Origin of the sequence: Paraburkholderia rhynchosiae, assembly GCF_002879865.1 — a bacterium.
GTDB classification, from domain to species: Bacteria; Pseudomonadota; Gammaproteobacteria; order Burkholderiales; family Burkholderiaceae; genus Paraburkholderia; species Paraburkholderia rhynchosiae.
Genome location: NZ_PNXY01000005.1, coordinates 303802 through 329906, shown reverse-complemented (window position 1 = coordinate 329906; position 26105 = coordinate 303802). Strand labels below are relative to the sequence as shown.

Below are 26105 nucleotides of genomic sequence, written 5' to 3'. Positions count from 1 at the left end.
GAAGCCCGTCCTTCATGGACGGGCTTTTTTCATCAACGAAGGACCTAGGCGGCGCTGACCCACGCACATTTTTTAACGTGTAAAAATGCCGGACGGCGCCGCGATCGTCGCCAGGACCAATGGCAGACTCAAGCTCACAAGGAGACATGTCATGAGCCAGGATCACGAACATCCGCATTACAAAGACGAGAAGGACGAGCGCGAAGCGGCGCCTGTCGATTGGCGTGAGCATGGCGTTAAGGTCATTCGAGGCGATCAACTCGACACCAACACCGCGCAGACGCCGGGCATGAGTCGCGCTGCCGCGATCAATGCAACACGCGTCGGCGCGCAGAAAATCTGGGCCGGCACGGTGACGATCCATCCGAATGCGAAGACCGGCGCTCATCATCATGGCGCGCTCGAAAGCGTGATCTACGTGGTGCGCGGCCAGGCGCGCATGCGCTGGGGCGAGCATCTCGAGTTCACCGCGAAGGCCGGTCCCGGCGACTTCATCTTCGTGCCGCCGTATGTGCCGCATCAGGAAATCAACGCCAGCACCGACGATCCGCTCGAATGCGTGCTCGTGCGCAGCGACAACGAAGCGGTCGTAGTCAATCTGAACATCGACGCCGTTGAAGAACCCGAAGCGGTGTACTGGGTCGATCCGATTCATAAACATCCGCACGATCAATAATTCATTTTCACGCGACTCCATGACGCCGACCGCATCGCTGCGCCCTCGCCTTTTCATGTTGTACGCCGTGCTGATCGCCGCCAATCTGGCAGCATGGGCATGGGCGTTGATCGCGTTTCGCCACTATCCGCTGCTGCTCGGCACGGCATTGCTCGCGTACGGTTTCGGTCTGCGCCATGCGGTCGACGCCGACCACATCGCTGCCATCGACGCCGTCACGCGCAAGCTGATGCAAACCGGCAAGCGGCCGCTCGGCGTGGGGCTGTCGTTTTCGCTCGGGCATTCGACCATCGTGATTCTCGCGACGCTCGGCATAGCGTGGACCGCGCACTCGCTGCATGGTCGCTTCGAGACCTTCAAGGCAGTGGGAGGCACCATCGGCACGCTGGTGTCGGCGACGTTCCTGCTGGTGCTCGCCGCTATGAACCTCGTGATTCTGCGCGACGTATGGCGCCGCTATCGCCACGTCCAGCATCATGGCGAATTGCCTGCTGCCGCGCCGGACTCGACCGGCCCGGCCGGCCTTCTTTCCCGCGCATTGCGTCCGCTTTTCCGGCTCGTGACGAAAAGCTGGCACATGTACCCTGTCGGCGTGCTGTTCGGTCTCGGCTTCGACACTGCGACCGAAATCGGTTTGCTCGCGATTGCCGCATCGGAAGCGGGCAAAGGTCTGCCCTTGTATTCGATCCTCGTCTTCCCCGCGCTCTTCACAGCGGGTATGACGCTGGTCGATTCGACCGACAACGTGTTGATGGTCCACGCATATAGCTGGGCCATGGACGACCCCAAGCGCAAGCTCTACTACAACGCGAGCATCACGTTCGTTTCGGCGGTGGTGGCGATCGTGATCGGCGGCGTCGAGGCGCTGGGACTGCTGTCGGACAAGCTCGGCCTGAACGGCGGCATGTGGGACGCGGTGGCTAGCGCGAACGAGCAGTTCGGCGTGCTGGGCTACGGCATCGTCGCTGTGTTCATGGCGTGCTGGATCGGCTCCGTGCTGTTTCATCGCTGGCGACGTCCGGGCGTCTTGACGCGGTAAATGCAACCGCGTCGAGCACGCGCAGTGCAATACGACCGGTAAGCCTTCCACTGCCGTCTTGTCGGTTGTTTCGCTATAGCGTCGGGCGCGACCAGGCGGACCACGTGCTTGTCGTGTGCGTCGCGCGCAAGACGCCTCACGCATTTGCGAGACGCCGCCCCGACCGTTGCGATGACGACACACACCGGCCCTTTTATCCGCCGATCGCTAACGCGACTCCGCCGCAAGCGCTCCAATCTGCGAGCAATCGCTTAAACTGAAGCCGCTTTGCGTCGCCGCATTATCGTCTCCTCGCAGTCAGCCTGTCGCGCATCCGGCGCGGCTTCTCAGAACCGGCAACCGAACGGACTGGACATTCCCTCGATGAAGACTCCCGCTGACCGATTCCCCGCTCTCGACCTCGCCCGCCGCACCGCAGACCCCTACGGCAACCATGCGATCGACGAATTCGTCGCCGGCCGCATCACGCGGCGCGATCTGCTGCGCTATGCGAGCGTGATCGGTTTGTCGCTGGTCGGCGGCGGCGCGCTGAATGCCCCGCGAGCGTTTGCGCAGGGCAACGCGAGTCCGGGTGTTCCTTCGAATCAGACGATTCGCGTTGCGCATCTGACGCCCGCCGGCGCCGTCGATCCTCTGACGGTGACCGATGCCGCGAGCCTTGCGCTGCTGAACCAGACGGGCGAATTCCTGATCGACGACGACGGCGAAAAGCTCGTGCTGAGCCCGGCCCTCGCGCTGTCCTGGAAGCCGAACGACAAGGGCGACGTGTGGACCTTCAAGCTGCGCGAGAACGTCAAATTCCACGACGGCCAGCCCTTTACGGCGAAAGACGTGGCCGCCACCTTCGACCGTCTCGCCGATCCCGCCAGCGGCTCGGCGGCGCTCTCGGTGCTGAAGGGCGTGCTATCCAAAGGCGGCGTGAAAGTGGTCGACGAGCATACGGTCGCGTTTCATCTCGATGCACCCAACGGCAATTTTCCCTACTATGTTTCCTCGGACAATTACAACGCCGTGATCCTGCCCGCGAACTATGCGGGCGGTTATGAGAAGAGCTTCATCGGCACGGGTCCGTTCAAGTTCGAGAAGTATCAGCCGAAGGTTGGCGCATCGTTCGTGCGCAACCCCGATTACTGGGGCGAAAAAGCGTTACCGCAACGCGTACAGTTCTCCTTTTATGCCGATCAGCAGGCGCAACTGCTCGCACTGCAAGGCCATCAGGCCGACGTGATGGGCACGTTCACCGTGCAGGGCGGCGCGGCCATTCTGAACAATCCGGAGTACAAGGCAATCGGCGTAAAGTCGAGCGCGCATCGGCAGATCCACATGCGCAACGACAATCCGCTGTTCAAGGACAAGCGCGTGCGCCAGGCGCTCGCGTTATCGCTCGATCGCGACGTGCTGGTGCGCGGGCTCTTCAAGGGCCGCGCGCAACTCGGCAACGACAGCCCGTTTGCGCCGGTGTTTCCGTCATCGGATGCGGGCGTTGCGCAACGCAGGATCGACGTCGCAAAGGCGAAGCAACTACTCGCGCAAGCTGGCGTGCCAAACGGTTTCGACGTCACGCTCACCACCGAAAAGTACATGGAGATTCCCGATCTCGCGGTCGTCGTGCAGAACGCGGCGAAGGCGATCGGCGTGCGCATCAATTTGAAGGTTGAGAGCCAGTCGCTGTACTACGGCGCTGGCACGCCGGGCAAATCGGACTGGCTCGATTCGCCACTCGGCATCACGGACTACGGCCATCGCGGCGTGCCCAATGTGTTTCTGAATGCGCCGCTCACGAGCACCGGCACGTGGAACGCCGCGCACTTCAAGAACCCGCAATACGATCAACTGGTCGCGCAATTCGTCGCGGCCATCGACGTCGCATCGCAGAAGAAAATCTCCGGGCAGATTCAGACGCTGCTGCTCGATGAAACGCCGATCATCATTCCGTTCTTCTACGATCAACTGATCGCGATGCGCAAGGGCGTGAACGGCGTGCGCTTCACCGCGCTCGCGCAGCTCTATTTCGACCGCGCGGTCCTGAGCGCGTAAGCGTCTCACTTCAGCGCCGCCACTCTTCGACAGGCGTTCACGATGTCGACCACGGTGAATCCTTCCGTCTCCGCTCCGAACGGCAACGCCGGCCGCGTCGTGCGTTTTCTCGCGACGCGCGTCGGCCTTTCGTTGATCACGCTGTGGCTGTTGTCGGTGATCGTATTCGCGGGCGGGCAACTGTTGCCGGGCGACATCGGCCGCGCAGTGCTCGGACCGCTCGCCGACGCGCGCGCAGTCGCCGCGCTCAATCATCAACTCGGCGCCGACCGTCCGCTGATGACGCAATACGTCGAGTGGATTTCGCATTTCGTGCGCGGCGACATGGGGCTCTCGTACGCGTATCGCGAGCCGGTGGGACCGTTTATCGCCGACGCCCTCGCGCACTCCGCAAAGCTTGGCCTGCTCGCGTTCATCGTAGTCGTGCCGCTCGGCATCGCGGGCGGCGTGTGGTCCGCAATGCATGCGGGACGTTGGCTCGATCGCACGATCAGCATCGCGGGTTTGTCCGCGACTGTGGTGCCGGAATTCGTGTCGTCGATCGTGCTGATTCTCGTGTTCGGCGTGTGGCTGCGGTGGCTGCCGATCGAAGCTTCCTATCCGCCCGAAGCCGGGGCGCTCGAACAACTACGTCATCTGATTCTGCCGGTGCTGCCGCTCGTGCTGGTGTTCTTCGGCTACATCGCGCGGATGGCGCGCGCCGGCACCGTCGAAGCGCTCGATGCCGACTACACGCGCACCGCGATCCTCAAAGGCTTGCCGCGTCACACCGTGATCTGGCGGCACGTGTTGCGCAACGCGCTGCTCCCGACCATCACCGTGGCCGCGACGCAGCTCGGCTACATGATCGGCGGCCTCGTGGTGGTCGAGACCCTGTTCCGCTATCCGGGCATCGGCTCGCTGATCTACAACGCCGCAAAAGCCAAAGACTTTCCGATGCTGGAAGCCGGCGTGCTGACCATCGGCGTGGTCTACACGGTCGCCAATCTGATCGCGGATGCATTGCATGTGCTGCTCAATCCGCGCCTGCGCGTAAGGAGCGCCGAATGAGCACGATCGTTCCGCCGGCCGCGCCCCGAGCCCCAAGCGAGCCACGCTTCGACCAGTTGCGCGTGCTGCTGCGCTCGCCGACTTTCGTGGTGGGCGTGGTCATTGTCGTATGGTGGATTGTCTGCGCGATCGGCGGGCAATGGTTCGTGCCCGTCGATCCCTATGCATCCGATCCGCTGAACTCGCTCACGCCGCCCGACCACGCCCATTGGTTCGGCACCGATCAGCTCGGCCGCGACGTGTTCTCGCGCGTGATCGTCGGCGCGCGCGACATTCTCACCATCGCGCCGCTCGCCACGCTGCTGGGCACGGTCGCGGGCACGGCGTTGGGGCTCGTCGTCGGCTACTTCGACGGTTGGGTCGACAACGTAGTGGGCCGTGCGATCGACGCCGTGCTCGCGCTGCCGCTCGTGATTGTCGCGCTGCTCGCGCTGGCCGCGGTAGGTGCGTCGAACTTCACCGTGATTCTCGTGATCGGCATCACGTTCACGCCGATTACCGCACGCACCGTGCGCGCCGCCGTGTTTGCGGAACGGCATCTCGACTACGTCGCCGCCGCGCAACTGCGTGGCGAACGCGCGCCGTACATCATGTTCGCGGAGATTCTGCCGAACGTGCTGCCGCCGATCATCGTGGAAGCGACCGTGCGGCTCGGTTATGCAATCTTCGCGGTGGCGACGCTGTCGTTTCTCGGCTTCGGCATTCAACCGCCTTCCGCCGACTGGGGCCTCGCGTTGTCCGAGTCGTACACGCTGATGGCAGGCGGCGCGTGGTGGACCGTGGTGTTCGCGGCTGGAGCGATTGCCACGCTAGTCGTGGGCGTGAATCTGATCGCCGACGGCGTACAAGGCGTGCTCGACCGATGAACGGACCGCCGCCCTCCTCGTTTCCCGCCTTCGACGTGTCGAAGAGCGACCGCACGGATGCGCTGACCGTCGTCGGCCTGACGGTCACGTACCGGATGCGCGGACGCGACCGCGAAGTGCTTCAGGACGTCTCGTTTCGCGTGCGGCGCGGCGAGGCATACGGCCTTGTCGGCGAATCGGGCTGCGGCAAATCGACGGTCGCGATGGCGGCGCTGCGCTATCTGCCGCGCAACGGCAAGGTGAAGGCGGGCAAAATCGTCATCGCCGGCGCGGATGTCAACAAGCTCGGCGCCGACGCGTTGCGCACGATGCGCGCGAACACGATCTCGATGGTCTATCAGGACCCGGGGCGCGCGTTGAATCCATCGTTGACGATTGCGCGGCAAGTGTCCGAAGCGTTCGAAGCCGCCGGCCTCGCGCCAGACGAAGCGTTGCGCCGCTCGCGCGAGATGCTGCAACGTGTGCGCATTGCATCGCCCGAACGGGTGATGAACAGCTATCCTCATCAATTGTCGGGCGGCATGCAGCAGCGCGTGGTGATCGCGATGGCGCTCGCGTCGAACCCGGCTCTGCTGATTCTCGACGAGCCCACCACAGGGCTCGATGCAACCGTCGAAGCCGAAGTGCTCGACCTCGTCGCGCAATTGCGCGCGGAACTCGGCACCGCCGTGCTGTTCATCAGCCACAATCTCGCGGTGATCGGGCGAATGTGCGAACGCGTCGGCGTGCTTTACGCGGGCAAGCTGGTCGAGGAAGGCGCGACGCAAGACGTTTTCACACGGCCGCGTCATCCGTACACGGTCGGGCTGTTGCGCTGTCTGCCCACGGCGGGCCGCAGCAAGGACACCGAGCGGCTCGATACGATTGCAGGCGGCCTGCCGTCGCCGGGTTCGGTAACGCAAGGCTGCATCTATGCGGAGCGTTGCCGTCTCGCCGACGACCGTTGCCGCCGTGAAGCGCCGCCGCCGTATCGCGTGAGTGCTGCGCATGGCGATCAGATGTCGCGCTGTCACTATCACGAGCGCGCCATCGAATTGCCGCGCGCGAGCGCGGAAGCGTTGCCTGCGCGCGGCGGCACGGGCGACGGCGAGAAGCCGCGTACGCTCGTCCTGCGCGCCGAGACGTTATCGAAAACATTCCACGTTTCGGGCACGGCGCTGCGCGCGGTCGACAACGTCTCGCTCGACCTCGCGGCCGGCGAAACGCTCGGCCTCGTCGGCGAATCGGGCAGTGGCAAGACGACGCTCGCGAAGCTGATGCTCGGCCTGCTCACGCCCGACGCGGGTAGCGTGCTCGAACTCGACGGCGCGCCGCTCGCCGCGCGCGTCACGCGACGCAACGACGAGCAGGTCAAGTCCTTGCAGATCGTGTTTCAGAATCCCGACTCGGCGCTCAACCGCGCGCATTCGGTGAAGCGGCTGATCGGCCGCGCGTTGTCGCGTCTGGCTGCGCTGCGCGGCGCCGCCATCGACGAACGGCTCACTACGTTGACGGCCGCCGTGCGTTTGCCGGAGCGTTATCTCGGCTCGCGCACACGGCAGCTTTCCGGCGGACTCAAGCAGCGCGTGGCGATTGCGCGGGCATTCGCCGGCGAGCCGCGCGTGGTGGTCTGCGACGAGCCGACTTCCGCACTCGATGTCTCCGTGCAGGCCGCGATCCTGAACCTGCTCGCCGATCTGCAACGCGAGCGCGGCGTCAGCTACGTGTTCATCTCGCACGATCTGCATGTGGTGCGTTATCTGTCGGATCGTATCGCGGTGCTGTATCTCGGCAGGCTGCTCGAGATCGGACCGGCAGCGGCTGTGTTCGACGGGCCACAACATCCTTATACGGAAGCGCTGTTGTCTTCAGTGCCGACACTCGATGGTCATGCAGGCAAAGCTCGCATTCGCCTCTCAGGCGATCTGCCGAGCGCCGCGTCGCCGCCGTCCGGCTGCGTATTTCACACGCGCTGCCCGCGCAAGCTGGGCGCGATCTGCGAGCAGCAAGACCCGCCGTTTCTCGATGCGGGCAGCGGCGCGGAGCACGCCGCGCATCGGATCCGCTGCCATATTCCCGCCAATGAACTGCGCGCATTGCAAGCCGCGTCGCGCGATGACGCGAGCCAGGTTTCAAGTGACGAGCCAGCGGGCTCGGCGAAGAAGATTGGGCGCGACTCCTAGCTGTGTGAAGCGATAGTTGCGGCCTGGCGGTTGCGCGTTTTTTCATCTCGCGCATTTGCGGTGCTCCCTCAGGTAGTGCTCTATCAGGTAGCGCTCCATCAGGCGCTGCCGCCGCAACGCTTCGCGGCCAATGGCAGGTTGCCGCGCCATACTTGCGCGGCGCAGCGCGCGGCAAGCACTAAACGCGGACATAAGCGGCAACCGCCACAAACCATCATGGCGCGCCCGGACTGGAACCAAAGCGCGGCAATTGCCTCATATCAGGTTCAACGTTCGATATGAGGGCACCACGACATGCAACGAAACGTCCCCTGCTCCGCGCCACGCGCCGTCAGTGGCCTCGTGATGGCCGCAGCGCTCAGCCTCGCATCGCTTGCTGATGCGCAAACCGGCGCCCAAAAGCCGGCACCTTCTGCAAATGCGGCGAATGCGGCACCCACCGCGCAGCCGCTATCGCCCACGTTGTCGCAAGCCGCACCGCCCGTCGATCCCAGCTTCTCCGCCTACTCGCTTGCGCAGACTTGCAAGCAGAAGAACGATAACGTCGCGCAAGGGCAATGCGTGGGCGCGATCCGCGGCATCATCCACGGTTATCAGTATGGCGTGCTGTTCCTCGGTCAGCGCGCGGCCTTGCCAGCCAACGAAACACAGCGCGTGTCGCTCTGTCTGCGCAGCACACAGGTCTCGTCGATCGTCGACGAATTCGTCGCAGACGCGGGCCAGGTCAACGACGATTCCCTCAAGCACACGCCGGCCGAAGTCGCCGTGCTGGGCTCGGTGCACATGCATCACAGTTGCAATTGAGCAGGCGCGGCGGCTGAGTCGCGCCGCCATGCATGCGGCGCACGGTTTCATGTGTCAGGCGGGCGTCCGTGGCAGGTGGCGCACATGCCATGCCCATGCTCCGCACGCGGCCGCTTGGCACATGCCGCGCGATACGTCTGCAGCGACCGCCACGCTCACAGCATTTCGAGCGAACGCTTGCCGCGCGGCGGCTTGAAGTAAGCGTCGATGGCGGCCACTTCTTCCGCGTCGAGCCGCAGTTGCAACGCACGATAGTTGTCGCGCACATGTTCAACGCGGCCCGCTTTCGGAATCGCGAACACGCCGGGCTTGCGCAGCACCCATGCGAGCGCCACCTGAAACACCGAGACGCCGCGCGCGCCAGCGATGTCATCGAGCGGCGAGCGCTTCGGCAGACGCGCATGATCGACGGGGCTGTACGCCATCGCCGGCATGTTGCGCGCAGCGAGCCAGGGCAGCAGATCGAACTCCGATCCGCGGCGCGCGACGTTGTAGAGAATCTGGTTGGTCGCGCATGCAGCGCCGCCAGGCGTTGCGACCAGTTCTTCCATGTCGTCGGTATCGAAGTTGCTGACGCCCCAGTGGCGGATTTTGCCGGCCTCGCGCAGCGCTTCGAAGCCCGCGACCGTCTCCGCGAGCGGCACTGAGCCGCGCCAATGCAGCAGATACAGATCGAGCCGATCCGTCTTCAGACGCTTGAGGCTCTGCTCGCACGCCGCTATCACGCCGCGCCGGCTCGCGTTGTGCGGATACACCTTGCTGACGAGAAACACCTGATCGCGCAGTCCCGCGAGCGCTTCGCCGAGCAGCGACTCGGTCGCGCCGTCGCCGTACATTTCCGCCGTATCGATCAGCGTCATGCCGAGTTCGACGCCGCATCGCAGCGCGTCGACTTCGGCCGCGCGGCGCGCCGGCTGTTCACCCATTTCCCACGTACCCTGCCCCAGTTTTGGAATGCGCTCGCCGTCGGGCAGGCTCACGCTTGCGATGTCGCTCGTCATGCTGACTCCTGAAAGTGGCTGAATGTGACTGAGTGTGTGACCATGCGCCGACGTCAAACAAATGCACGGCGACGCTGCGAAAATCGTATCGACGAGTTTAGCGGTTGCGGCGGCATTCCACCGGTCACCAGGCAAAAGCCCGCTATAACGTGGCGCGCCAATGTCTTAGAATTGCTCCTCGCCCCTCTTGCGTAAGCCCCATGACCTCTGCCTCGGAAGACCGCTGGCGCGATCTGCGCCCGGACCCGGAAAACGACACGCCGCTCTATCTGCAACTTGCTCGCAAGCTCGGCACGGCCATCCACGAAAACCGCTGGAATGCCGGCGAAGCGCTGCCCTCGGAGCGCGTGCTCTCCGAGGCACTCGGCGTCTCGCGGATCACTTCACGCAAGGCCATCGCGTTGCTCGTCGAACAAGGATTGATTCGACGCACACAAGGCGCCGGCAGTTTCATCACGCCGCGCTATGAAGATCCGCTGTCGCGTCTGTCGAGCTTCAGCGAAATGCTGCGGCGGCGGGGTTTTACGCCGAGTTCGAAGTGGCTCTCCCGCGAAATCCTGCCGGCCAATCGCGATGAAGTGATTCAACTCGGACTCTCGCCGGCTGCAGCCGTGACACGGTTGCGGCGCTTGCGCCTCGCCGACGGCATCGTGATGGCGGTCGAAAATTCCACGTTTCCCGCCGCGATGATTCCCGATCCGCAAGCCATCGGCGATTCGCTGTATACCTACCTGGAAAGTCGTGGACTGACGATTGTCCGAGCGCTGCAGCATTTTCGAGCGGTGAACGCGAGCGAAGAAATCGCGCAGCAGATGAGCATCGCGCCGAACGAAGCGCTGCTGTTGATTACCCGCGTGGGTTATACGGCCGATCAGCGTGCTATCGAGTTAACCGATACCTATTGCCGCAACGATTACTACGACTTCGTAGCGGAATTGCGGAAGTAGACGGCTCTTTCTGCGGCGGCCGGTGTCGATGGATCGCGCATGGCCGCATTGGCATGCGGAAGTCGCAGCGTTTGATGTGGCCATATCGCTGCAGTCCCGAGCCGCGAAGGCCGAAGCCGTCACACCCACTTCGCGTCATGGGCACCGATCCGCGACGGCGGCAACGCGAAGAAAGCCGGCGTGTGTGCGAGTTGTTCAGCCGGTTGCACGGCCTGCACACGACCAAACTCGGACTGCACGGTATCGAGCAAATCGCGGACGTCGTCGGGCGAGACATCGGGCGCTCTCCAGCCTTCGGGAATCTGTCCGAACGATTGCAGCCACCGGCCTGTCTGCGCGAGCGAAACCTTCACATGCCAGCTTCCGCCTTCGGTGGCTCGTCGCGTCAACGCGGCCATCGCGCCGAAGGCGGCGAGATAGCCGGTTGCGTGATCCAGCGCCTGACACGGCAGATGCCGCGGCTCCCGCGGCCCCGCTGCCTGTTGCTCCGTCAACGCGATGCCGCTCGCGGACTGCACCAGGCTGTCGAAGCCGCGCCGCGAGGCCCACGGTCCTTCGTAGCCATACGCGCACACCGACACATAGACGATGCCCGGCCGGATCCGCGCGACATCCTCGGGACCGAATCCGCGCGCCGCGAGCGCTCCGGGACGATACGCCTGCAGAAAGACATCGGCATCGCGAGTCAATTCGCGCAGAGTTTCGCGTCCCGCCGAATCGCGCAGATCGACCACGGCCGAGCGCTTGCCGCGACCGTTGTCGATCACGAGCGGCGCGATGTTCGGCAGATGCGGCCCATTGATCATGAGCACCTGAGCGCCGTGCTGCGCGAGCGCCCGCCCCGCCACCGGCCCCGCGATGATGCGGGACAGGTCCAGGACCCGCACGCCAGATAGCGGGCGGTTCGTGCCGTTGCTCGAGGGCGGTTCGGGCGGCGCGTCGCCGATTCGCTCGATTTCAAACAGCGGCAAAGCTGCGATTGCCTTCGCCTGATCGAGCGCGGCCCACTCGCCGGGCGTGCGGATCAGCGCCGCGCATAGGCCGGCATCGGCGAGCGTCTGGTCGAGCGTCGCGCCGTCCCAGCCGCGAATCGCCGCTGCCACCGCGGCGCGGTCGTTCTCGCAGCCGAGTACCTTCAATACGCCTTGCAGGTGATGCGCGAAATTCGTATGCAGTTGAATCCAGCGGCCGTCTCGCGTCTCATAGAAACCCGTTACAGGATCGCGCAGCGCGGGGGGCGGACCATCGTCGATGCGCAGGTAGCGTTCGCTGCGAAACGAAGCCATCGCGCGTCGCATGTCGACCGTAACCCGTTGCCCGCGTCCGGTGCGCAACCGATGATATTCAGCCGCCGCCAGTCCCGTCGCCGCAATGGTTGCCGACGCTAGCGCCCCAACGCGGAAGACCGACGGCAATCCCGGCTCCGAGCCGGTGAACGAGACGGAGCGGAGCGCGGCCGGATGGCAGCGGGCGACGCTCCAGATGTGATCGAGCGCAAGGTCGGGCGTCATGATGGCCACACTTAGGCAGTGGGAATGTGATCCGAGTCTAGGTTTATGCCTTGCAACAATCAATCTTGATTATGATAATCAATATATATTAATTTCTTCTGCGGCCGCGCATTTCCATGCCTTCATCCGACTCGCTGACCGCCATTGAAGCCGCCACCGAACTCGGCATCAGTTTGCCTACGCTCTATGCGTACGTGAGCCGCGGGTTGCTGAGTTCGTCGCCGGATGCGGATGCACAAGGCAAGCACCGTCGCTATGACGCACGCGAAGTGCGGCGGCTCGCGCGGCGCAAGCAGGACGGCAAGCGCGCCGGCAAAGTCGCGCAAAAAGTGCTGGACTGGGGCGTGCCGGTGCTCGAATCGTCGATCACGCTGGTCGCGGACGGACGTCTGCTGTATCGCGGACACGATGCGATCGAGCTCGCGCGCAACGAAACGCTCGAAGACATTGCTGCGTTGCTATGGGAATGCAGTGCGACGCGCATTGCGGAAGCGCCGTCTATTCCGATCGCGACCGCTCAATGGGCCGCCTGGCTGAAGCTGTGGGGTGACAGTTCGCCGCTCGACCGCGCGCTCGTGCTGTTGCCGGCGGCCGCCGCGCAAATGCCGCGGGTTTGGGCGCTGGGCCGCGATGCCCAACTCGACACCGCCTGCACCGTGATGCGGCTGCTGGCGGCTGCGATGATTTCGTCGGTGCCGTCGAATGCGCCGCTGCATCGGCAACTGGGGGCGGCCTGGCAGGTGCGCAACCGGCAGCAAGCCGGGCTGCTGCGCGCCGCGCTCGTGGCCTGTGCGGACCATGAGCTGAACGCCTCGACTTTCACGGTTCGTTGCATCACGTCGACGGGAACTCATCTGTTCGGTGCAGTCGCGGGCGGCCTCGCCGCGCTGGCCGGCCCACGACATGGCGGCGAGACGGTGCGCATTGCTGCGCTATTGGACGAAGCCTCGCGCGCAGCCGATCTGGACCGCTATCTGGCTACGCGTCTCTCGCGCCATGAGCAAGGCGCGCAGGGGCCGGTGCTGTCGGGCTTCGGACCTCCGCTTTATCCGGAGGGCGACCCGCGAGCGCGGTTGTTGCTGGAACTGCTGGAGGATTGTGCGCCAGCGCGTTCGCCCCTTGGCCAGGTGCAGGCGCTGGCGCGCGCGGTTCGCGACACGACCGGCGCAGAGCCGACCGTCGACTTCGCGCTCACGGCCATCGAGCGTGTGCTCGGCTTGCCAGCAGGCGCCGCGTTCACGCTGTTCGCGGTGGGGCGCGTGGTCGGCTGGATTGCGCATGCCATGGAGCAGACGCGCGATGGCAGGTTGATTCGTCCGCGGGCGCGTTATATCGGGGAACCTGGGTCGTGAAACATTTTGCCGAAAAGCGCGATGCTCACGTGCAAAGGTCCGTCCCAAGCGGGTCAACTCCGGCCGTCAAGCCGCGCCGAGCCAGCGCGGCAGCCAGGTCGGCACCGGTCTCGCCGTCGCGCGCTCCGAACCGCTTGCGAGCGCGAAGCGTGCGCCGGCCTGCCCTGCGCTGATCCACGCCACCGCCCGTCGCGGCAACTGGACCGATTCGCCCGTGGCGAGCCAGTAATCCTCGCTATCGCCTTCGACGGTCAGCCAGATCTCACCCGAAATCACCTTGAAGGTGGACGGGCGCGCGACACGCCAGGCCGCCGCCGGCTCGTCATGTTCCAATTCGAAAATTCTGACTTCACGCATTGCCGTTCTCCTTCAAAGAACTTTTCTGTTGTACCGATTATTGACGTGCGATGATCGGATACCCATGCACAGTTCCGAACACTTTCATCGGAACTGTTCAGTCGAAAAACCGGACAGTTGGCGCGCGTATGTTCAGCTGCTTGCTCGCGGGGCGATTGCTGCTGCCCGAAGCGGCCGTGGTCCGGAGAAGGAAGGACCGTATGAGACTCCAGATTCAGCTTGATAGAGACAACGGCGTACCGCTGACCGAGCAGATTGTCGCGGGCGTCACCACGTGGATCCGGTCTCGCACCGCGCATCCGGGCTCCAAGTTGCCGTCGATCCGCCAGTTTGCAGCCGACTATGGCGTGAGCCGCTTTCCCGTCATCGAGGCTTACGACCGGCTGGTGTCGCTGGGTTACGTCGACTCGCGCCACGGCTCCGGCTTCTATGTGGCCGACCGCCCCCCGGGCGGCACCCCATGCGACGGCACATCAGACCCGCGCCGCGCCGAGGACGAGTCCGGCCATCTGCTCCAGCAGTTCAACCATCCCGGCGAAACGCTGAAGCTGGGCAGCGGCTTCATTCCCGAAGCGTGGCGAGACACCGACAGCATCGCCCAGGCGATCCGGCATGTATTGCGCACCGACCCGTCCTGCATGGTCGATTACGCGACGCCGCTCGGCAACCTTAGCTTGCGCGAACATCTGCAAGCCCGTATCGCGCAATTGGGAATTCGCGCGGACGCGTCGCAGATTGTGATCACCAACGGCGCGAGCCAGGCGTTTGATCTGCTGATGCGCTACATGCTGAAGGCAGGCGACACGATTTTTGTCGAAGATCCCGGCTACTACAATCTGTACGGCCTGCTGAAGCTGCACGGCGTCAGGCTGATCGGCATTCCACGCACGCGCAGCGGCCCCGATCTCGACGTCATGCAGGCGCAGTTGAAGCTGCACCGGCCGAAGCTGATTTTCATCAACACCGTATTCCACAATCCCACGGGAACCACGGTTGCGCCGCCGGTGGCGTTCCGGCTGCTGCAACTGGCGCGAGAGCACGGCTTTACGATCATCGAAGATGACATCTACGCCGACTTTCAAACCGACGTCACCGACCGCCTCGCTACGCTCGATCAACTGGAACACGTGATTTATATCGGCGGTCTGTCGAAGACGCTGTCGTCGTCGTTGCGGATCGGCTACGTGGTGGCGAGCCACGCGACCATCAAGGATCTCGTGGACATCAAGATGCTGACGAGCATCGGCGGCTCGCTCTTCGCGGAAACGGTGACGGCTTCGCTGCTCGAGCGCGGCGCGTATCGCAAATACCTCGAACGACTGCGCCGCCGCATGCGCGACGCACTTGGCTCGACAATCCAGACGCTCGAAGATTGCGGCTGGGAGGTATTCGAGAAGCCGGTGGGCGGCAAATTCCTGTGGGCCCGCGTGCCGCATATAGACAACGCCGAACGGCTCGTGGAATGCGGCGTGCCATTGGGCGTGACCGTCGTGCCGGGCAACTACTTCCGGCCGAGCATGGAGGTAAGCCCGTGGATCAGGATTCACGCGGCGTTCGGCAACGAGCCGAGGGCGCAGGCGTTTTTCCGGGCGGCGGCGGCGTTGAAGCCGTAGCGGTAAGGGCTTTGGATCGGCGGCTCGGTTGGAGGAAAGCGTTGGCCCTCCCTGCGTCGTCCGCTGCTTTTCCCTAGAATAGCGAGTCCTTGCACGTCCCCCGGCGCCTAGCCGCTACTTCATGTCCACGCCGCCGACTCCATCAGCCTCCGCAACTGTCGCACCCAGCGGGCCTTCCGCCGGCTCGCTAACGGTGATGCTGTGGCTCGTCGCCACCGGCTTTTTCATGCAGACGCTCGATTCGACCATCGTCAACACGGCGCTCCCCGCGATGGCGACGAGCCTCGGCGAATTGCCGCTGCGCATGCAGTCAGTCGTGATCGCCTATTCGCTGACGATGGCCGTGATGATCCCCGTGTCCGGCTGGCTCGCGGACAAACTCGGGACGCGGCGCGTGTTCTTCAGCGCGATCCTCGTGTTTGCCATCGGCTCGTTGCTGTGCGCGAACGCCCATACGCTGAACCAACTGGTGGTGTTCCGCATCGTGCAGGGCGTGGGGGGCGCAATGCTTCTGCCGGTCGGGCGCCTCGCGGTGCTGCGCACCTTTCCGGCGGAACGCTATTTGCCGGCGCTGTCGTTCGTTGCCATCCCCGGGCTGATCGGTCCGTTGATCGGCCCCACGCTTGGCGGCTGGCTCGTAAAGATCGCATCGTGGCACTGGATCTTCCTGATCAACGTGCCCGTGGGCATCGCCGGATGCATCGCCACGTTTATCTTCATGCCGGATAGCCGTAATGAACAGGTCGGCAGATTCGATATGAAAGGCTATCTGCTGCTGATCGTCGGCATGGTGGCGATCTCGTTCGCGCTCGACGGCCGCACGGAGTTCGGCATTCAACACGCCACCGTGCTCGTGCTGCTGATTCTGAGCCTTGCCTGTTTTGTCGCTTACGGTTTACACGCCGTGCGTGAACCTGCGCCCATTTTCCCGCTCGATCTGTTCAAGATCCACACGTTCAGCGTCGGACTGCTCGGCAATCTGTTCGCGCGGATAGGCAGCGGCGCGATGCCTTATCTGATCCCTCTGCTATTGCAGGTGAGTCTCGGCTACAGCGCATTCGAAGCCGGCATGATGATGCTGCCGGTCGCGGCCGCGGGCATGGCATCAAAACGCCTGGTGACGAAGCTGATCCTCAAGTACAGCTATCGACGCGTGTTGATGGTCAACACCATTCTCGTCGGCTTGACGATGGCAAGCTTCTCTCTCACCAGCGCAGGTCAGCCGCTGTGGCTGAGGGTCGTGCAACTGGCCTTCTTCGGCGGTGTGAATTCGATGCAATTCACCGCGATGAACACGTTGACGCTGAAGGATCTCGGCACCGGCGGCGCGAGCAGCGGCAACAGTTTGTTCTCGCTGGTCCAGATGCTCTCGATGAGTCTCGGCGTGACCGTAGCCGGCGCGCTGCTCGCCACCTTCACCGGCCTTTTACCGCGCGTGACGGCAGCCAACTCGCTGCCCGCATTCCATGCGACGTTTCTTTGCGTCGGCATCATTACCGCCGGCTCGGCGTGGATCTTCGCCCAACTGTCGCCGGACATTCGCACGCCGGCCAGGAAGACGGATCCTTCCGAACGCACCTAGACTGTTCGTGCTGCCTGGCGCCGACGCGACCCGCAAGAGGGCGCAGTCCGCACCAGCAAAGTGCGAATAACGGTGTGAGCCCCCGCCTTGACGCACGCGTGTCATACGCACGTGTAGCAATGGTGCTCGCGTACGGTGTTGCTGCACGCGCATAAATCTTGCTCGCCTATCCTGTAAACTTGCGTATCGCGCATGCGAATTCCTCCACGGAGCATGCAATGGCGCCGCCACCCACACGACTGACATGATGAGCATGATCGAACTCGATCCTCCCGGCTTCCAGCCTCCCCGCCCGATGGCAGGCGACGAGGGCTCCCGGCGCACCGTTCTATACGGCGGCTACACCGTTTTCAGCGTATTTCAGCCTGTTTTTTCGGTGTCGCACCGGCGCGCGATCGGCTATCACGCATCGCTGCGCGCCCACGACGAAGATGCGCTCCAGGTTCCATCGCACGAAGTGTTCACCCAGGCCGCACGCCGTGGCGACCTGCTCGAACTCGGCCGGCTCGCGGAGTCGCTTCACCTTGGCAACTTCAACGCATTCGACAGTCACGACGAATGGCTCTTTCTGAGCCTGCATCCCGCCGCGCTGATGGACACCAGTTACGGCGACGCGCTCCTGGCCGGTCTGAAGGCGTTGGGTTTGCCGCCACAGCGCGTGGTGCTCGAGGTGTCAGAACAGGCGGGCGGCGAGACCACGCGCTTCGCTGACATCATCGACGCGCTGCGCAAATCCGGCTTCCTGATCGCGCTCGATGGCTTCGGCGCGAAGCATTCGAACATTGACCGCGTGTGGAACCTGCGGCCCGACATTGTCACGCTCGATCGCTGCATCCTCGCACAAGCCAGCGAGCATTCGCATATTGAACGGGTGCTGCCGGGCCTCGTCTCGCTGTTGCATGAATCCGGCCAATTGGTCCTGATGGGTGGCCTGACGACCGAACGCGATGCGCTGATCGCTCTCGAATGCAACGTTGACTTCGTGCAGGGCGCGTTCTTTGCGGGCCCGAGTGTCGAACCGGTCAAGCCGCAAACGGCTGCCGGCTTGATGGACTCGCTCTCCGCAGCGCTGCGCGAACGTGTTGCAGCCCGTGAACGCGCACAGTCAACACGGCTCGCGCCGTACGTGACCGCCCTCGAAACTGCTGCCGCGCAGTTGGTTGCCGGACAGTCTGCCGCCCAGGCGACTGCCCCTCTGCTCAAACTCGGCGAGACGGCACGCTGCTTCATTCTCGATGGTTCGGGCCGGCAGCTCGGCGACAACATGCTGCCGCCGGGGCGCGCCTCGCAACGCGCCAAACGCTTCCGTCCGCTGTTGCATTCGGAAGGCGCAAGCTGGGAGCGCCGGCCGTACTTCATTCAGGCCATGCGCGTGCCCGGCCAGGTGCATCTGACTCCTCCTTATCTATCGATCAACGAAGCGCATTTGTGCGTGACCGCCTCGATTGCCGCGCACACGCCCGGCGGCACGCAGGTGCTATGCGTAGACATCAACTGGGAAGTCGCGGCCCATCGGAATTGAATTCAGCGAGCGCTGCCTGATTTGCGTCAGCAGCTCGGCGACCGCCGTGCGACCCAGCACGCGGTTAGCGGCCTCCAATCGCGAGGCGCTCGTGACCGCGCGCAATGAAACGATCTTTTGAGGGCCGTTGGTTGAGGCGCAAACCGGGCCGGGCATCTGGCTTGGCATGTGCCCGCCCAATTCGCCCCGGATGCCGCTCTGTATGTCGCCGCTCGTCAGACCGTTCAGCGAGCCTTCCGTGGACACGTCGATCAGCGCGACAACCTCGCCCTCCGCAAGCAAAGCGATAGACAGCGCCCCGTCCACCGACACCAGCTCCGCATGACTCGCCTGTCGCGCAAGCGACGTCACCTTCTCCATCCAGTCGCTCGACGCATGTTCGTGCCCGTATACCGGCGCGTGCGTTGACGCGTGAGCCATTGCGTTTGCCGTCGCCGCTGTCCGTGCCGTTGCCGGCGCAGTTGCTGCCGCATCTACCCTTGCAAGCGAAGGCGAACGGACCGGCATATTCACAGGCCCGCACACCGGCTCGTCGCTAACGACTTCCGGCGTGTCGCTAAAGAGGTGTAGCAAGCTCGCCCGGTCCTGCGCCTCGAGCGCTGTGCGCAAGCGCTCGACGATTCGCGCATGCTCCGCGGGGTCGGGCCGTTGCAACGGCGCGCCCGCGCGCTGCAAACGCGTTCTTGCCCGATGGACGATCTGCCGGCAACTCGCCAGCGTTCGCTCGAGAATTTTGGCGATCTCCGCATAGTCGCAATCGAAAGCCTCGTGCAGCACGAAGGCGGCACGTTCGTCAGGTTTTAGACGCTCGAGCAACAGCATCACGCCATACGACATTTCCGCCGCGCGCAAGGCAAGCTCTTCCGCCGATGGCGCGACTTCGTCAAGCCACGGCTCCGGTAGCCAGCCCGTGGCCTGGGACGCCCGTTCGCGCTGCACATTGCGTAAACGGTCGATGGCCGTGCGCGTGGTAAGCGTGGTGAGCCAGGCGGCCGGCGTCTGCACCTCGCGGGTATCGGCGAAATGCCATTTCAGCCAGACGTCCTGCACGATGTCTTCCGCTTCCGCGCGGCTGCCGAGCATGCGGTACGCCAGCGCGAGCAGACGGGCGCGCACCGCCCCGAAGCTGGATGCCTTGTCGATTTCCTGTTGTTTCATGCGTGGACCTCCAGATCGTGCGTAGTGAAAAGCGCGTGCGCTGCCTTTGGAATTCTTCGGCGCGCCGCAAAAGGCATCCATTGCTGCTTGACGATTGAGCGCCGCGCCGCGTGACACGCTCGCAAAAAAATATTTATGTCACGCCGCCGCCAGCGGGATCGTCATACGGACAACAGCCTACTTCCACGAGGCAAACATGCATTCCTGCTATCCACCCGTCACCGGTCTCGGTCTCGTGCCAACCGTGATCGAGCAATCCGGCCGCGGCGAGCGCGCTTACGACATCTATTCACGTCTTCTGCGCGAACGCATCGTGTTTCTGGTCGGGCCCGTGAACGAGCAGTCCGCCAGTCTCATTGTCGCGCAACTGCTGTTTCTCGAATCCGAAAATCCCGACAAGGATATTTCCTTTTACATCAATTCGCCGGGCGGCTCTGTCTACGACGGCTTCGCAATTTACGACACCATGCAGTTCATCGAGCCGGAGGTGTCCACCTTATGCACCGGCTTTGCCGCGAGCATGGGCACATTCCTGCTGTGCGCGGGCCAACCCGGCAAGCGGTATGCATTGCCTAATGCGCGCATCATGATCCATCAGCCTTCGGGCGGCAGTCAGGGCACCGCGGCGGACATCGACATTCAGGCGAAGGAAGTGCTCTATCTGCGCGAGCGCCTGAATGCAATCATGGCCGACCGTACCGGCCGCGGCATCGAGGAAATCGCGCGCGACACCGACCGCGACAATTTCATGTCCGCGCTCGCGGCAAAAACATACGGCCTCGTGGACGAAGTATTGGAAACGCGGGCGGCGCTAAGTTCGTCTCCGACCGCATCAGACAGGCGCTATGACGTGTAATGTGCCGCACGCGCGGTTGAGCCGATCATGGCTGGGAGAATCGCTGAAAGCCGCGACTGAAACGTCGGCGGCCGCCTGCACTCCGCCTTCGCGTCTCGCCGACAACATTGCAAACCGTGGCCACGAGCACGCGGCGCCGTCAAGTCGCGGCGTGCGTTGCAGCGTGTGTTGCGGCGTGTGTTGCGGCGTCTGTTGCGGCGCCCGTTGCGGTGCGTCGTCGAGACAAAAGCTGATCACCTTCGCTGGAATCGCTATCATGGTCGCGATCCGTCGACTTCGACGATCGCTTCAATGGAGATATATATGGCGTCATCCAACGAAACCGTCAGCATGGCGCTATTTTGCGACTTCGAAAATGTCGCGCTGGGCGTGCGCGACGCGAAGTACGACAAGTTCGATATCAAGCTGGTGCTCGAACGCCTGCTGCTCAAAGGCAGCATTGTCGTGAAGAAAGCGTATTGCGACTGGGATCGCTACAAGAGTTTCAAAGGGGCGATGCACGAGGCCAACTTCGAGTTGATCGAGATTCCACATGTGCGGCAATCGGGCAAGAACTCGGCGGATATCCGGCTCGTGGTCGACGCGCTCGACCTCTGCTACACGAAATCACACGTCAATACGTTCGTAATCATCAGCGGCGATTCGGATTTTTCGCCGCTGGTGTCGAAGTTGCGTGAGAACGCGAAACAGGTGATCGGGGTCGGCGTGCAGCAATCCACGTCGGACCTGCTGATTGCCAATTGCGACGAGTTCTTTTTCTACGACGATCTCGTGCGGGAGAGTCAGCGCGCGGTCGCCAAACGAGAGTCGTCGCGCCCGCAAAAGGCCGCTCAGCCGACAGCCAAACCGTCGCAGGACGAGGAGAAAAACCGCAACAAGGAAGACCTCGAAAAGCGCCGCACCAAAGCGGTCGAGATTGCCGTGCAAACGTTCGACGCGCTCGCTTCCGAGCGCGGCGACAGCGGAAAAATCTGGGCGTCGGTACTGAAGAACGCGATCAAACGTCGCAAGCCTGATTTTAACGAGACATATTATGGATTTCGCGCGTTCGGCAATCTGCTCGAGGAGGCACATGCGCGCGGACTGCTGGAATTCGGCCGGGACGAGAAGTCAGGGGCGTATGTCTATCGGAGTACGGCCCCGAGCGTGACCGGCGAAGTTGCGGGCGAGGCTGTCGATATCGCCGAAGTGCCCGAACAGGTCGATGAGGCGCACATTGCTGAAACGGTGACTGCCGAAACGGGCGGCAAACACGATTCGCGCCGTCGCGGCCGAGGCAATCGGAAAGGAGGCAGGAGCCAGGAAGTCACTCCCGATGCCGCGCATGAGGCCGCGCAAAACGAGCGACCACCAGGCGAGCGCGGCGCGACTGCTGAAAGCGATGCGACTGGTGAAACTATGCACATGCACGCGCCGGCAAATGCAGAGCCCATGTCCGTGCGGCCGCAAGCATCTGCGGCACAACCGGACAACGTTCATGCCGAAGCGGACACTGCCGCGAGCGGGCAGGCGCCGGACGCGGACGCGGACGGCAGCCAGCCTAAGCGCCGCAAGCAGCGCGAACCGCGCAAAGCAGCCGCGAAGAAAACGAGGAAGACGACAACCGGAGCATCGGAAGGCATCGCGGACACCGCGCCGCCCGCAGCGGAGCCTTCGGTGACTACAGAGGAAACTCCTGCGCCCAGGAAGAAGGCCGCGCGCAAGACAACGTCGTCACGCAACCGACGCCCGCGCAAGACGGCGGCTGGCAGCGAAGCTGAATAGGTATTCCCCATGGCCGCATCGTGCATGCAATGTCAGGCGCGATGCGGCCCGCCCTCACCGCAACCCGAACACCGCAACACCATTAGTCGCGCCCACATAAACCTTGCCGCGCGCGATCATCGGCGTGATGAACTTGTTGCCCGCGCCCCATTGATCGCGTGTGCCGGCCTGATTACTGTTGTATAGCTCGTTGGCAAGATTGCTCGCGTCGTATGCATGCAATGCGCCGGTCGAGCCGTTCTCTGCCGCCCAGACAATGCCGTTGCTCGCGCCGTTGGCGGAGACAGCCGGCGTTGCGCCCGGATAACCGAAGGTCGTCGGGCTTCTGGACAAAGCGGTCGTCGCGAGAAACGCTCCCGTGATCGGTAGCGCCTTAAGGCTATCGTTTAGCCCTCCGTAGTACACCACGCCATTGTAGTAAGCCGGTGAACCCCAGATGCCGCCGGCGAGCGTGCCGACAAGTTCCTGCCAGATGTTGTTGGCACCCGGGTTGAATTTGCCCATCGAATCGCGATCGACCACGTAAATATGGTTGTCCTTGCCGGCGGCGACCGCAAGGTGCTTGATGACGCCGCCCGTCGTCGTCTGGTCCGGAAGCAGCATTACGCCTCCCGAACCGAAATCGTTGTCGGTGTTGGCTTCTTCCACGACGTTGGACATCGCGAAATAATCGGTGACTTGCAACTGTCCTGGCGACAGTTTCATCAGCGAATTGCCGAAGTCGCCATCGACGGGAAAGCCCTGCGCATTCAGCGTCGTGCCGAACGTGCCGTTGCCGTCGACCACATAGAGTGACGAGCCGTCCGACGCCATGCCCGAACCGGCCATCCAGATCGACCCTTGGCTGCCGTTCGGCGTGATGTTGAGCGCACTCGTCTGTCTCAGCGCGGCGGCGTTGTACGCCATCAGCCAGCCGGTATAGGAACCCGACATGCAATGCGCCGTCCAGCCCATATAAATGTTGCCGCCGACCAGCGTCAGCGCCGCGCGTTCGGTGTGCAGCGACGCGTTGAAGGTAATGACGCCATTGACGCTTCCCGCGCCGCCGCCCGGATACGTTGCGGCGATCTCCGTCGGGCCGCCCAGCAGTTCCGCGCCCGTCGCGAGGTCGAGCGCGTGCAGGCGGTGATGGTATCCGCCGCCGCTGTCTTTCGTCATCGACACCGCATAGAGTACGCCGTTCGCGCCGCGCGAGCGGTCGATAACCGGCGTCGACGTAATGCCAATTTCCGGCGTGATGTCCTGGCATCCGCGGTTGTCGCTGGAAGTTTCGCCGTTGCCGTTCAGCGTCACTTTCCACAATTGCGCGAATGTCGTGGCGTCGTATGCATAGACGCTGTTGTGCTCGGTCGCGACATAGACGACGTCGTGCGGCGTGCCGCCAATCGACAAATTCGTCACGAAAAGCGGCTCTGCATCGACCTTGCCGTCCGCTGCAAGAAACGCGACTTTGCCGAAGCTGGAGGACTTGACGTTGGCTGGCGTGAGCGTGGTCTCGGCGAGCATCTGGCCGGTGCGCGCGAGATCGTTGTGATGCATCAGCACATCAGTGGCGTATGCGGGCGTGGTTGACGGAGTGCCGCCCGTGCCGGTGCTGCCGCTGCCGGCGCCGGAGCCGGAGCCGCCAGAACCCGCGCCGGCGCCAGCGCCGCTTTCGCCTCCTCCGGACGATGTGGACGCAGCTTCGGGCGATCCACTCGAGCCGCCGCCGCCGCATGAAACGAAACTCCATGCGATAGCGAGCAACGCCGCCACCGTGCACGTACGCAACCAGGAGCCGGCCCGGGGCTTATCGCCCGCACCTTGCGAGATCCGCATGTCTGCCTCGTCTTTCAAACGATGCGGCGATCAGCTCGCACAAGGAACGGTGCGCGTGGTGGATCGCGTCGCGCGCCGCAGACAGGGTTCGCCACGCGCGTCCCCTGATGGCCGATGACATTCATCGTTCTTACGGCAAGTCAAACGTACGCCGTTTGCAGAGCCGAATGTCGCCATGCTGTCGCTTCTCGCCGCCATACGTGACGCGCGCATGACCGCGTCGCGCTTCTGACGAAGGAAGCACGCGACGCGATGCCTAATCGCTCAGCGAGGCACCATCAGTAGTACGGATAAGGCGCATAGATTACCGGTGGCGGCCCGTAATAACGGGGTCGCGGGGCAACATATACCGGTGGCGGCGCATACACCGGCTGCGGCACATAGACTGGCACTTGCGGCTGCGAAATCGTGTTGCCCTTCGATGTCATGCACTGCGCGTAGGCAGCGTCGTAGCGTGCCTGCAGGCTGTTCGCCGAGTACTGCGCGCCGTTTGCGCCCGCAGCGCCGCCAATCAGTAGACCGCTGCCTGCGCCGATTGCCGCGCCGGCGCCCGCATTGCCCGCCGCCGCACCGAGAAGCGCGCCGACGGCCGCGCCACCCAAGGTGCCAACGGCTGCGCTGTTGGCGCTGTTGGTGGTCGCGCCTTGCGAAGCGCCGGTAGCATCGGACGAATGAAAGGCGTAATCCCGGCAAGCGTAATCGTCCTGCTGGAACTGACCGAGAGGCTCGCCGCTGCGCGGCATTGCCACGACCGAGGGACCGCTCGGCGGCGCGATAGCGCAGCCGCCAAGCAGCGCCAGCGCAAGGGCCCCGAGAGGCAGCGCGACGCGAACCGGTTTTAGACTTGAAATCATGATGGCGCGAGTAGCTTGGGTTGGAGAACATACGTTAGGCCAATCCGCGTGAAGGATGTTTACCAGATGGTTACCGTATGTTTTCCAGTGAAGCAGGAAGCTGCGCTAATGCTTTGAACGGCGCGCCGGGCTTTCCCACGCGGTTACGAACGGTGACAAAGATGGGGTAAGCGTCTGAGCGACTAAACGACGCAAAACGACGCAAAGCGCCGGAAAGCAAAAAGCCCTCACGTGGAGGGCTCTTCTTTTTGCTTACGTACGACCATCAGAACTGGCGCAACAACAGCGCCGTGGTTTGCTCAACTAACGCAAGACGCCGTGCACAGATTCACGCCACGAATCTCACGCGAAGTTCTTCGACGCGAATTCCCAGTTGACGATGTTCCAGTAAGCTTCAACGAACTTCGGACGTGCGTTGCGATAGTCGATGTAGTACGCGTGTTCCCACACGTCGATCGTGACCAGCGCTTTTGCGTCGGTGGTCAGCGGCGTGGCAGCGTTGCTCGTCGACACCAGGTCGAGCGAACCGTCTGCCTTCTTCACGAGCCATGCCCAGCCCGAGCCGAACGTGCCGATCGCGGTCTTCGCGAACTCTTCCTTGAACTTGTCGAACGAGCCCCACTTGGCGTTGATCGCATCGGCCAGCGCGCCGGTCGGTGCACCGCCACCCTGCGGCGACAGGCTGTTCCAGAAAAACGTGTGATTCCACACTTGAGCTGCGTTATTGAACACGCCGCCCGACGACTTCTTCACGATTTCTTCGAGCGACAGGTTCTCGAACTCCGTGCCCTTGATCAGATTGTTCAGGTTGGTCACATAGGTCTGGTGGTGCTTGCCGTAGTGAAACTCGAGCGTCTCTTCCGACATGTGCGGAGCGAGTGCGTTTTTCGCGAACGGCAGCGGCGGGAGCGTATGTTCCATGGTGCTTTCCTTCTGTCTGTATCTGTTGTGGGGAGTCTGCGGATAACGCTGTAGAGCACTCGATTGTAGGCGACTTGGAATAACCCCGCAAACCAACGGACTTTATGTCCGGCATCGCCTGACAGCCCGCAAAAACCGCGTAATTACTGCTCGCGTGCAGCGTCTGCGCGTTGCATCGGACAGTCAAAAGTACGCACGCGCAAGATGTCGGCGGA

At 63.4% G+C, this 26105-nt stretch carries 21 protein-coding genes; 14 read left to right on the top strand and 7 right to left on the bottom strand.

Translation table 11 applies throughout. The features are described 5' to 3' along the window. Positions 1-151: 151 nt before the first annotated feature. From C0Z16_RS09880 to C0Z16_RS09850, 7 genes are all read left to right on the top strand, one after another. Positions 152-676, top strand: a complete 525-nt coding sequence (locus C0Z16_RS09880) for a cupin domain-containing protein (protein WP_102631963.1) — start codon at positions 152-154, stop codon at positions 674-676. A 19-nt stretch (positions 677-695) separates the two neighbouring features. Then, positions 696-1715: a HoxN/HupN/NixA family nickel/cobalt transporter gene (locus C0Z16_RS09875; RefSeq protein ID WP_102631962.1), complete on the top strand. Its 1020-nt coding sequence runs from the start codon at positions 696-698 to the stop codon at positions 1713-1715. Between the two features lie 363 nt (positions 1716-2078). After that, the gene (locus tag C0Z16_RS09870) at positions 2079-3752 is read left to right on the top strand and encodes an ABC transporter substrate-binding protein (protein ID WP_102631961.1); all 1674 of its coding nucleotides are present in this window, start codon (positions 2079-2081) and stop codon (positions 3750-3752) included. 42 nt (positions 3753-3794) lie between these two features. Next, complete coding sequence (locus C0Z16_RS09865) at positions 3795-4802, top strand: ABC transporter permease (RefSeq protein WP_102631960.1); 1008 nt, start codon at positions 3795-3797, stop codon at positions 4800-4802. Then, the gene (locus C0Z16_RS09860; protein WP_102631959.1) at positions 4799-5668 is read left to right on the top strand and encodes an ABC transporter permease; all 870 of its coding nucleotides are present in this window, start codon (positions 4799-4801) and stop codon (positions 5666-5668) included. Before C0Z16_RS09865 ends, C0Z16_RS09860 begins: the two co-directional genes overlap by 4 nt. Beyond that, positions 5665-7830, top strand: a complete 2166-nt coding sequence (locus tag C0Z16_RS09855; RefSeq protein WP_102631958.1) for an ABC transporter ATP-binding protein — start codon at positions 5665-5667, stop codon at positions 7828-7830. The genes C0Z16_RS09860 and C0Z16_RS09855 overlap by 4 nt, the downstream gene beginning before the upstream one ends. Before the next feature lie 294 nt (positions 7831-8124). After that, entirely contained in the window at positions 8125-8634 is a 510-nt protein-coding gene (locus C0Z16_RS09850; RefSeq protein WP_102631957.1) for a hypothetical protein, read from the top strand. Positions 8635-8789: 155 nt separating this feature from the next. On the opposite strand, the gene C0Z16_RS09845 is transcribed toward C0Z16_RS09850, so the two are convergent. Next, positions 8790-9635: an aldo/keto reductase gene (locus tag C0Z16_RS09845; RefSeq protein WP_102631956.1), complete on the bottom strand. Its 846-nt coding sequence runs from the start codon at positions 9633-9635 to the stop codon at positions 8790-8792. 200 nt (positions 9636-9835) lie between these two features. On the opposite strand from C0Z16_RS09845, the gene C0Z16_RS09840 reads away from it, so the two are divergent. After that, on the top strand, positions 9836-10582 hold the full coding sequence (locus C0Z16_RS09840) for a GntR family transcriptional regulator (RefSeq protein ID WP_102631955.1): 747 nt from the start codon (positions 9836-9838) through the stop codon (positions 10580-10582). 119 nt (positions 10583-10701) lie between these two features. Here C0Z16_RS09840 and C0Z16_RS09835 read toward each other — a convergent pair whose 3' ends face one another. Beyond that, entirely contained in the window at positions 10702-12093 is a 1392-nt protein-coding gene (locus C0Z16_RS09835) for a CoA transferase (RefSeq protein ID WP_102631954.1), read from the bottom strand. A gap of 116 nt (positions 12094-12209) precedes the next feature. Between C0Z16_RS09835 and C0Z16_RS09830 the strand changes: the two genes are divergently transcribed. After that, positions 12210-13445, top strand: coding sequence for a citrate/2-methylcitrate synthase (locus C0Z16_RS09830; protein WP_102631953.1), 1236 nt, complete (start codon positions 12210-12212; stop codon positions 13443-13445). Between the two features lie 66 nt (positions 13446-13511). Here the strand turns inward: C0Z16_RS09830 and C0Z16_RS09825 are convergent, their stop codons facing one another. Next, positions 13512-13802 (bottom strand): DUF2917 domain-containing protein, encoded by a 291-nt coding sequence (locus C0Z16_RS09825; protein WP_102631952.1) that lies wholly within the window; start codon positions 13800-13802, stop codon positions 13512-13514. Between the two features lie 200 nt (positions 13803-14002). On the opposite strand from C0Z16_RS09825, the gene C0Z16_RS09820 reads away from it, so the two are divergent. From C0Z16_RS09820 to C0Z16_RS09810, 3 genes are all read left to right on the top strand, one after another. After that, positions 14003-15415: an aminotransferase-like domain-containing protein gene (locus tag C0Z16_RS09820; RefSeq protein ID WP_102631951.1), complete on the top strand. Its 1413-nt coding sequence runs from the start codon at positions 14003-14005 to the stop codon at positions 15413-15415. Between the two features lie 121 nt (positions 15416-15536). Further along, positions 15537-16997 (top strand): multidrug transporter subunit MdtD, encoded by a 1461-nt coding sequence (gene mdtD / locus C0Z16_RS09815; RefSeq protein WP_407070662.1) that lies wholly within the window; start codon positions 15537-15539, stop codon positions 16995-16997. Positions 16998-17244: 247 nt separating this feature from the next. Then, positions 17245-18519, top strand: coding sequence for an EAL domain-containing protein (locus C0Z16_RS09810; protein ID WP_102632009.1), 1275 nt, complete (start codon positions 17245-17247; stop codon positions 18517-18519). Here the strand turns inward: C0Z16_RS09810 and C0Z16_RS09805 are convergent. Beyond that, positions 18475-19677, bottom strand: a complete 1203-nt coding sequence (locus tag C0Z16_RS09805) for a sigma-70 family RNA polymerase sigma factor (protein WP_102631949.1) — start codon at positions 19675-19677, stop codon at positions 18475-18477. The two genes, C0Z16_RS09810 and C0Z16_RS09805, sit on opposite strands and share 45 nt — an antisense overlap. 196 nt (positions 19678-19873) lie before the next feature. On the opposite strand from C0Z16_RS09805, the gene clpP reads away from it, so the two are divergent. Then, positions 19874-20533, top strand: coding sequence for an ATP-dependent Clp endopeptidase proteolytic subunit ClpP (clpP, locus tag C0Z16_RS09800; protein WP_102631948.1), 660 nt, complete (start codon positions 19874-19876; stop codon positions 20531-20533). A gap of 303 nt (positions 20534-20836) precedes the next feature. After that, on the top strand, positions 20837-22297 hold the full coding sequence (locus C0Z16_RS09790) for an NYN domain-containing protein (RefSeq protein WP_102631946.1): 1461 nt from the start codon (positions 20837-20839) through the stop codon (positions 22295-22297). Positions 22298-22351: 54 nt separating this feature from the next. Here the strand turns inward: C0Z16_RS09790 and C0Z16_RS09785 are convergent, their stop codons facing one another. From C0Z16_RS09785 to sodB, 3 genes are all read right to left on the bottom strand, one after another. After that, on the bottom strand, positions 22352-24115 hold the full coding sequence (locus C0Z16_RS09785; RefSeq protein ID WP_102631945.1) for a PQQ-binding-like beta-propeller repeat protein: 1764 nt from the start codon (positions 24113-24115) through the stop codon (positions 22352-22354). Between the two features lie 278 nt (positions 24116-24393). Beyond that, positions 24394-24969 carry a glycine zipper family protein gene (locus tag C0Z16_RS09780; protein WP_102631944.1) on the bottom strand — a complete coding sequence of 192 codons (576 nt, stop codon included), beginning with the start codon at positions 24967-24969 and terminating at the stop codon, positions 24394-24396. A 342-nt stretch (positions 24970-25311) separates the two neighbouring features. Then, on the bottom strand, positions 25312-25890 hold the full coding sequence (gene sodB / locus C0Z16_RS09775) for a superoxide dismutase [Fe] (protein ID WP_102631943.1): 579 nt from the start codon (positions 25888-25890) through the stop codon (positions 25312-25314). Positions 25891-26105 lie beyond the last annotated feature (215 nt).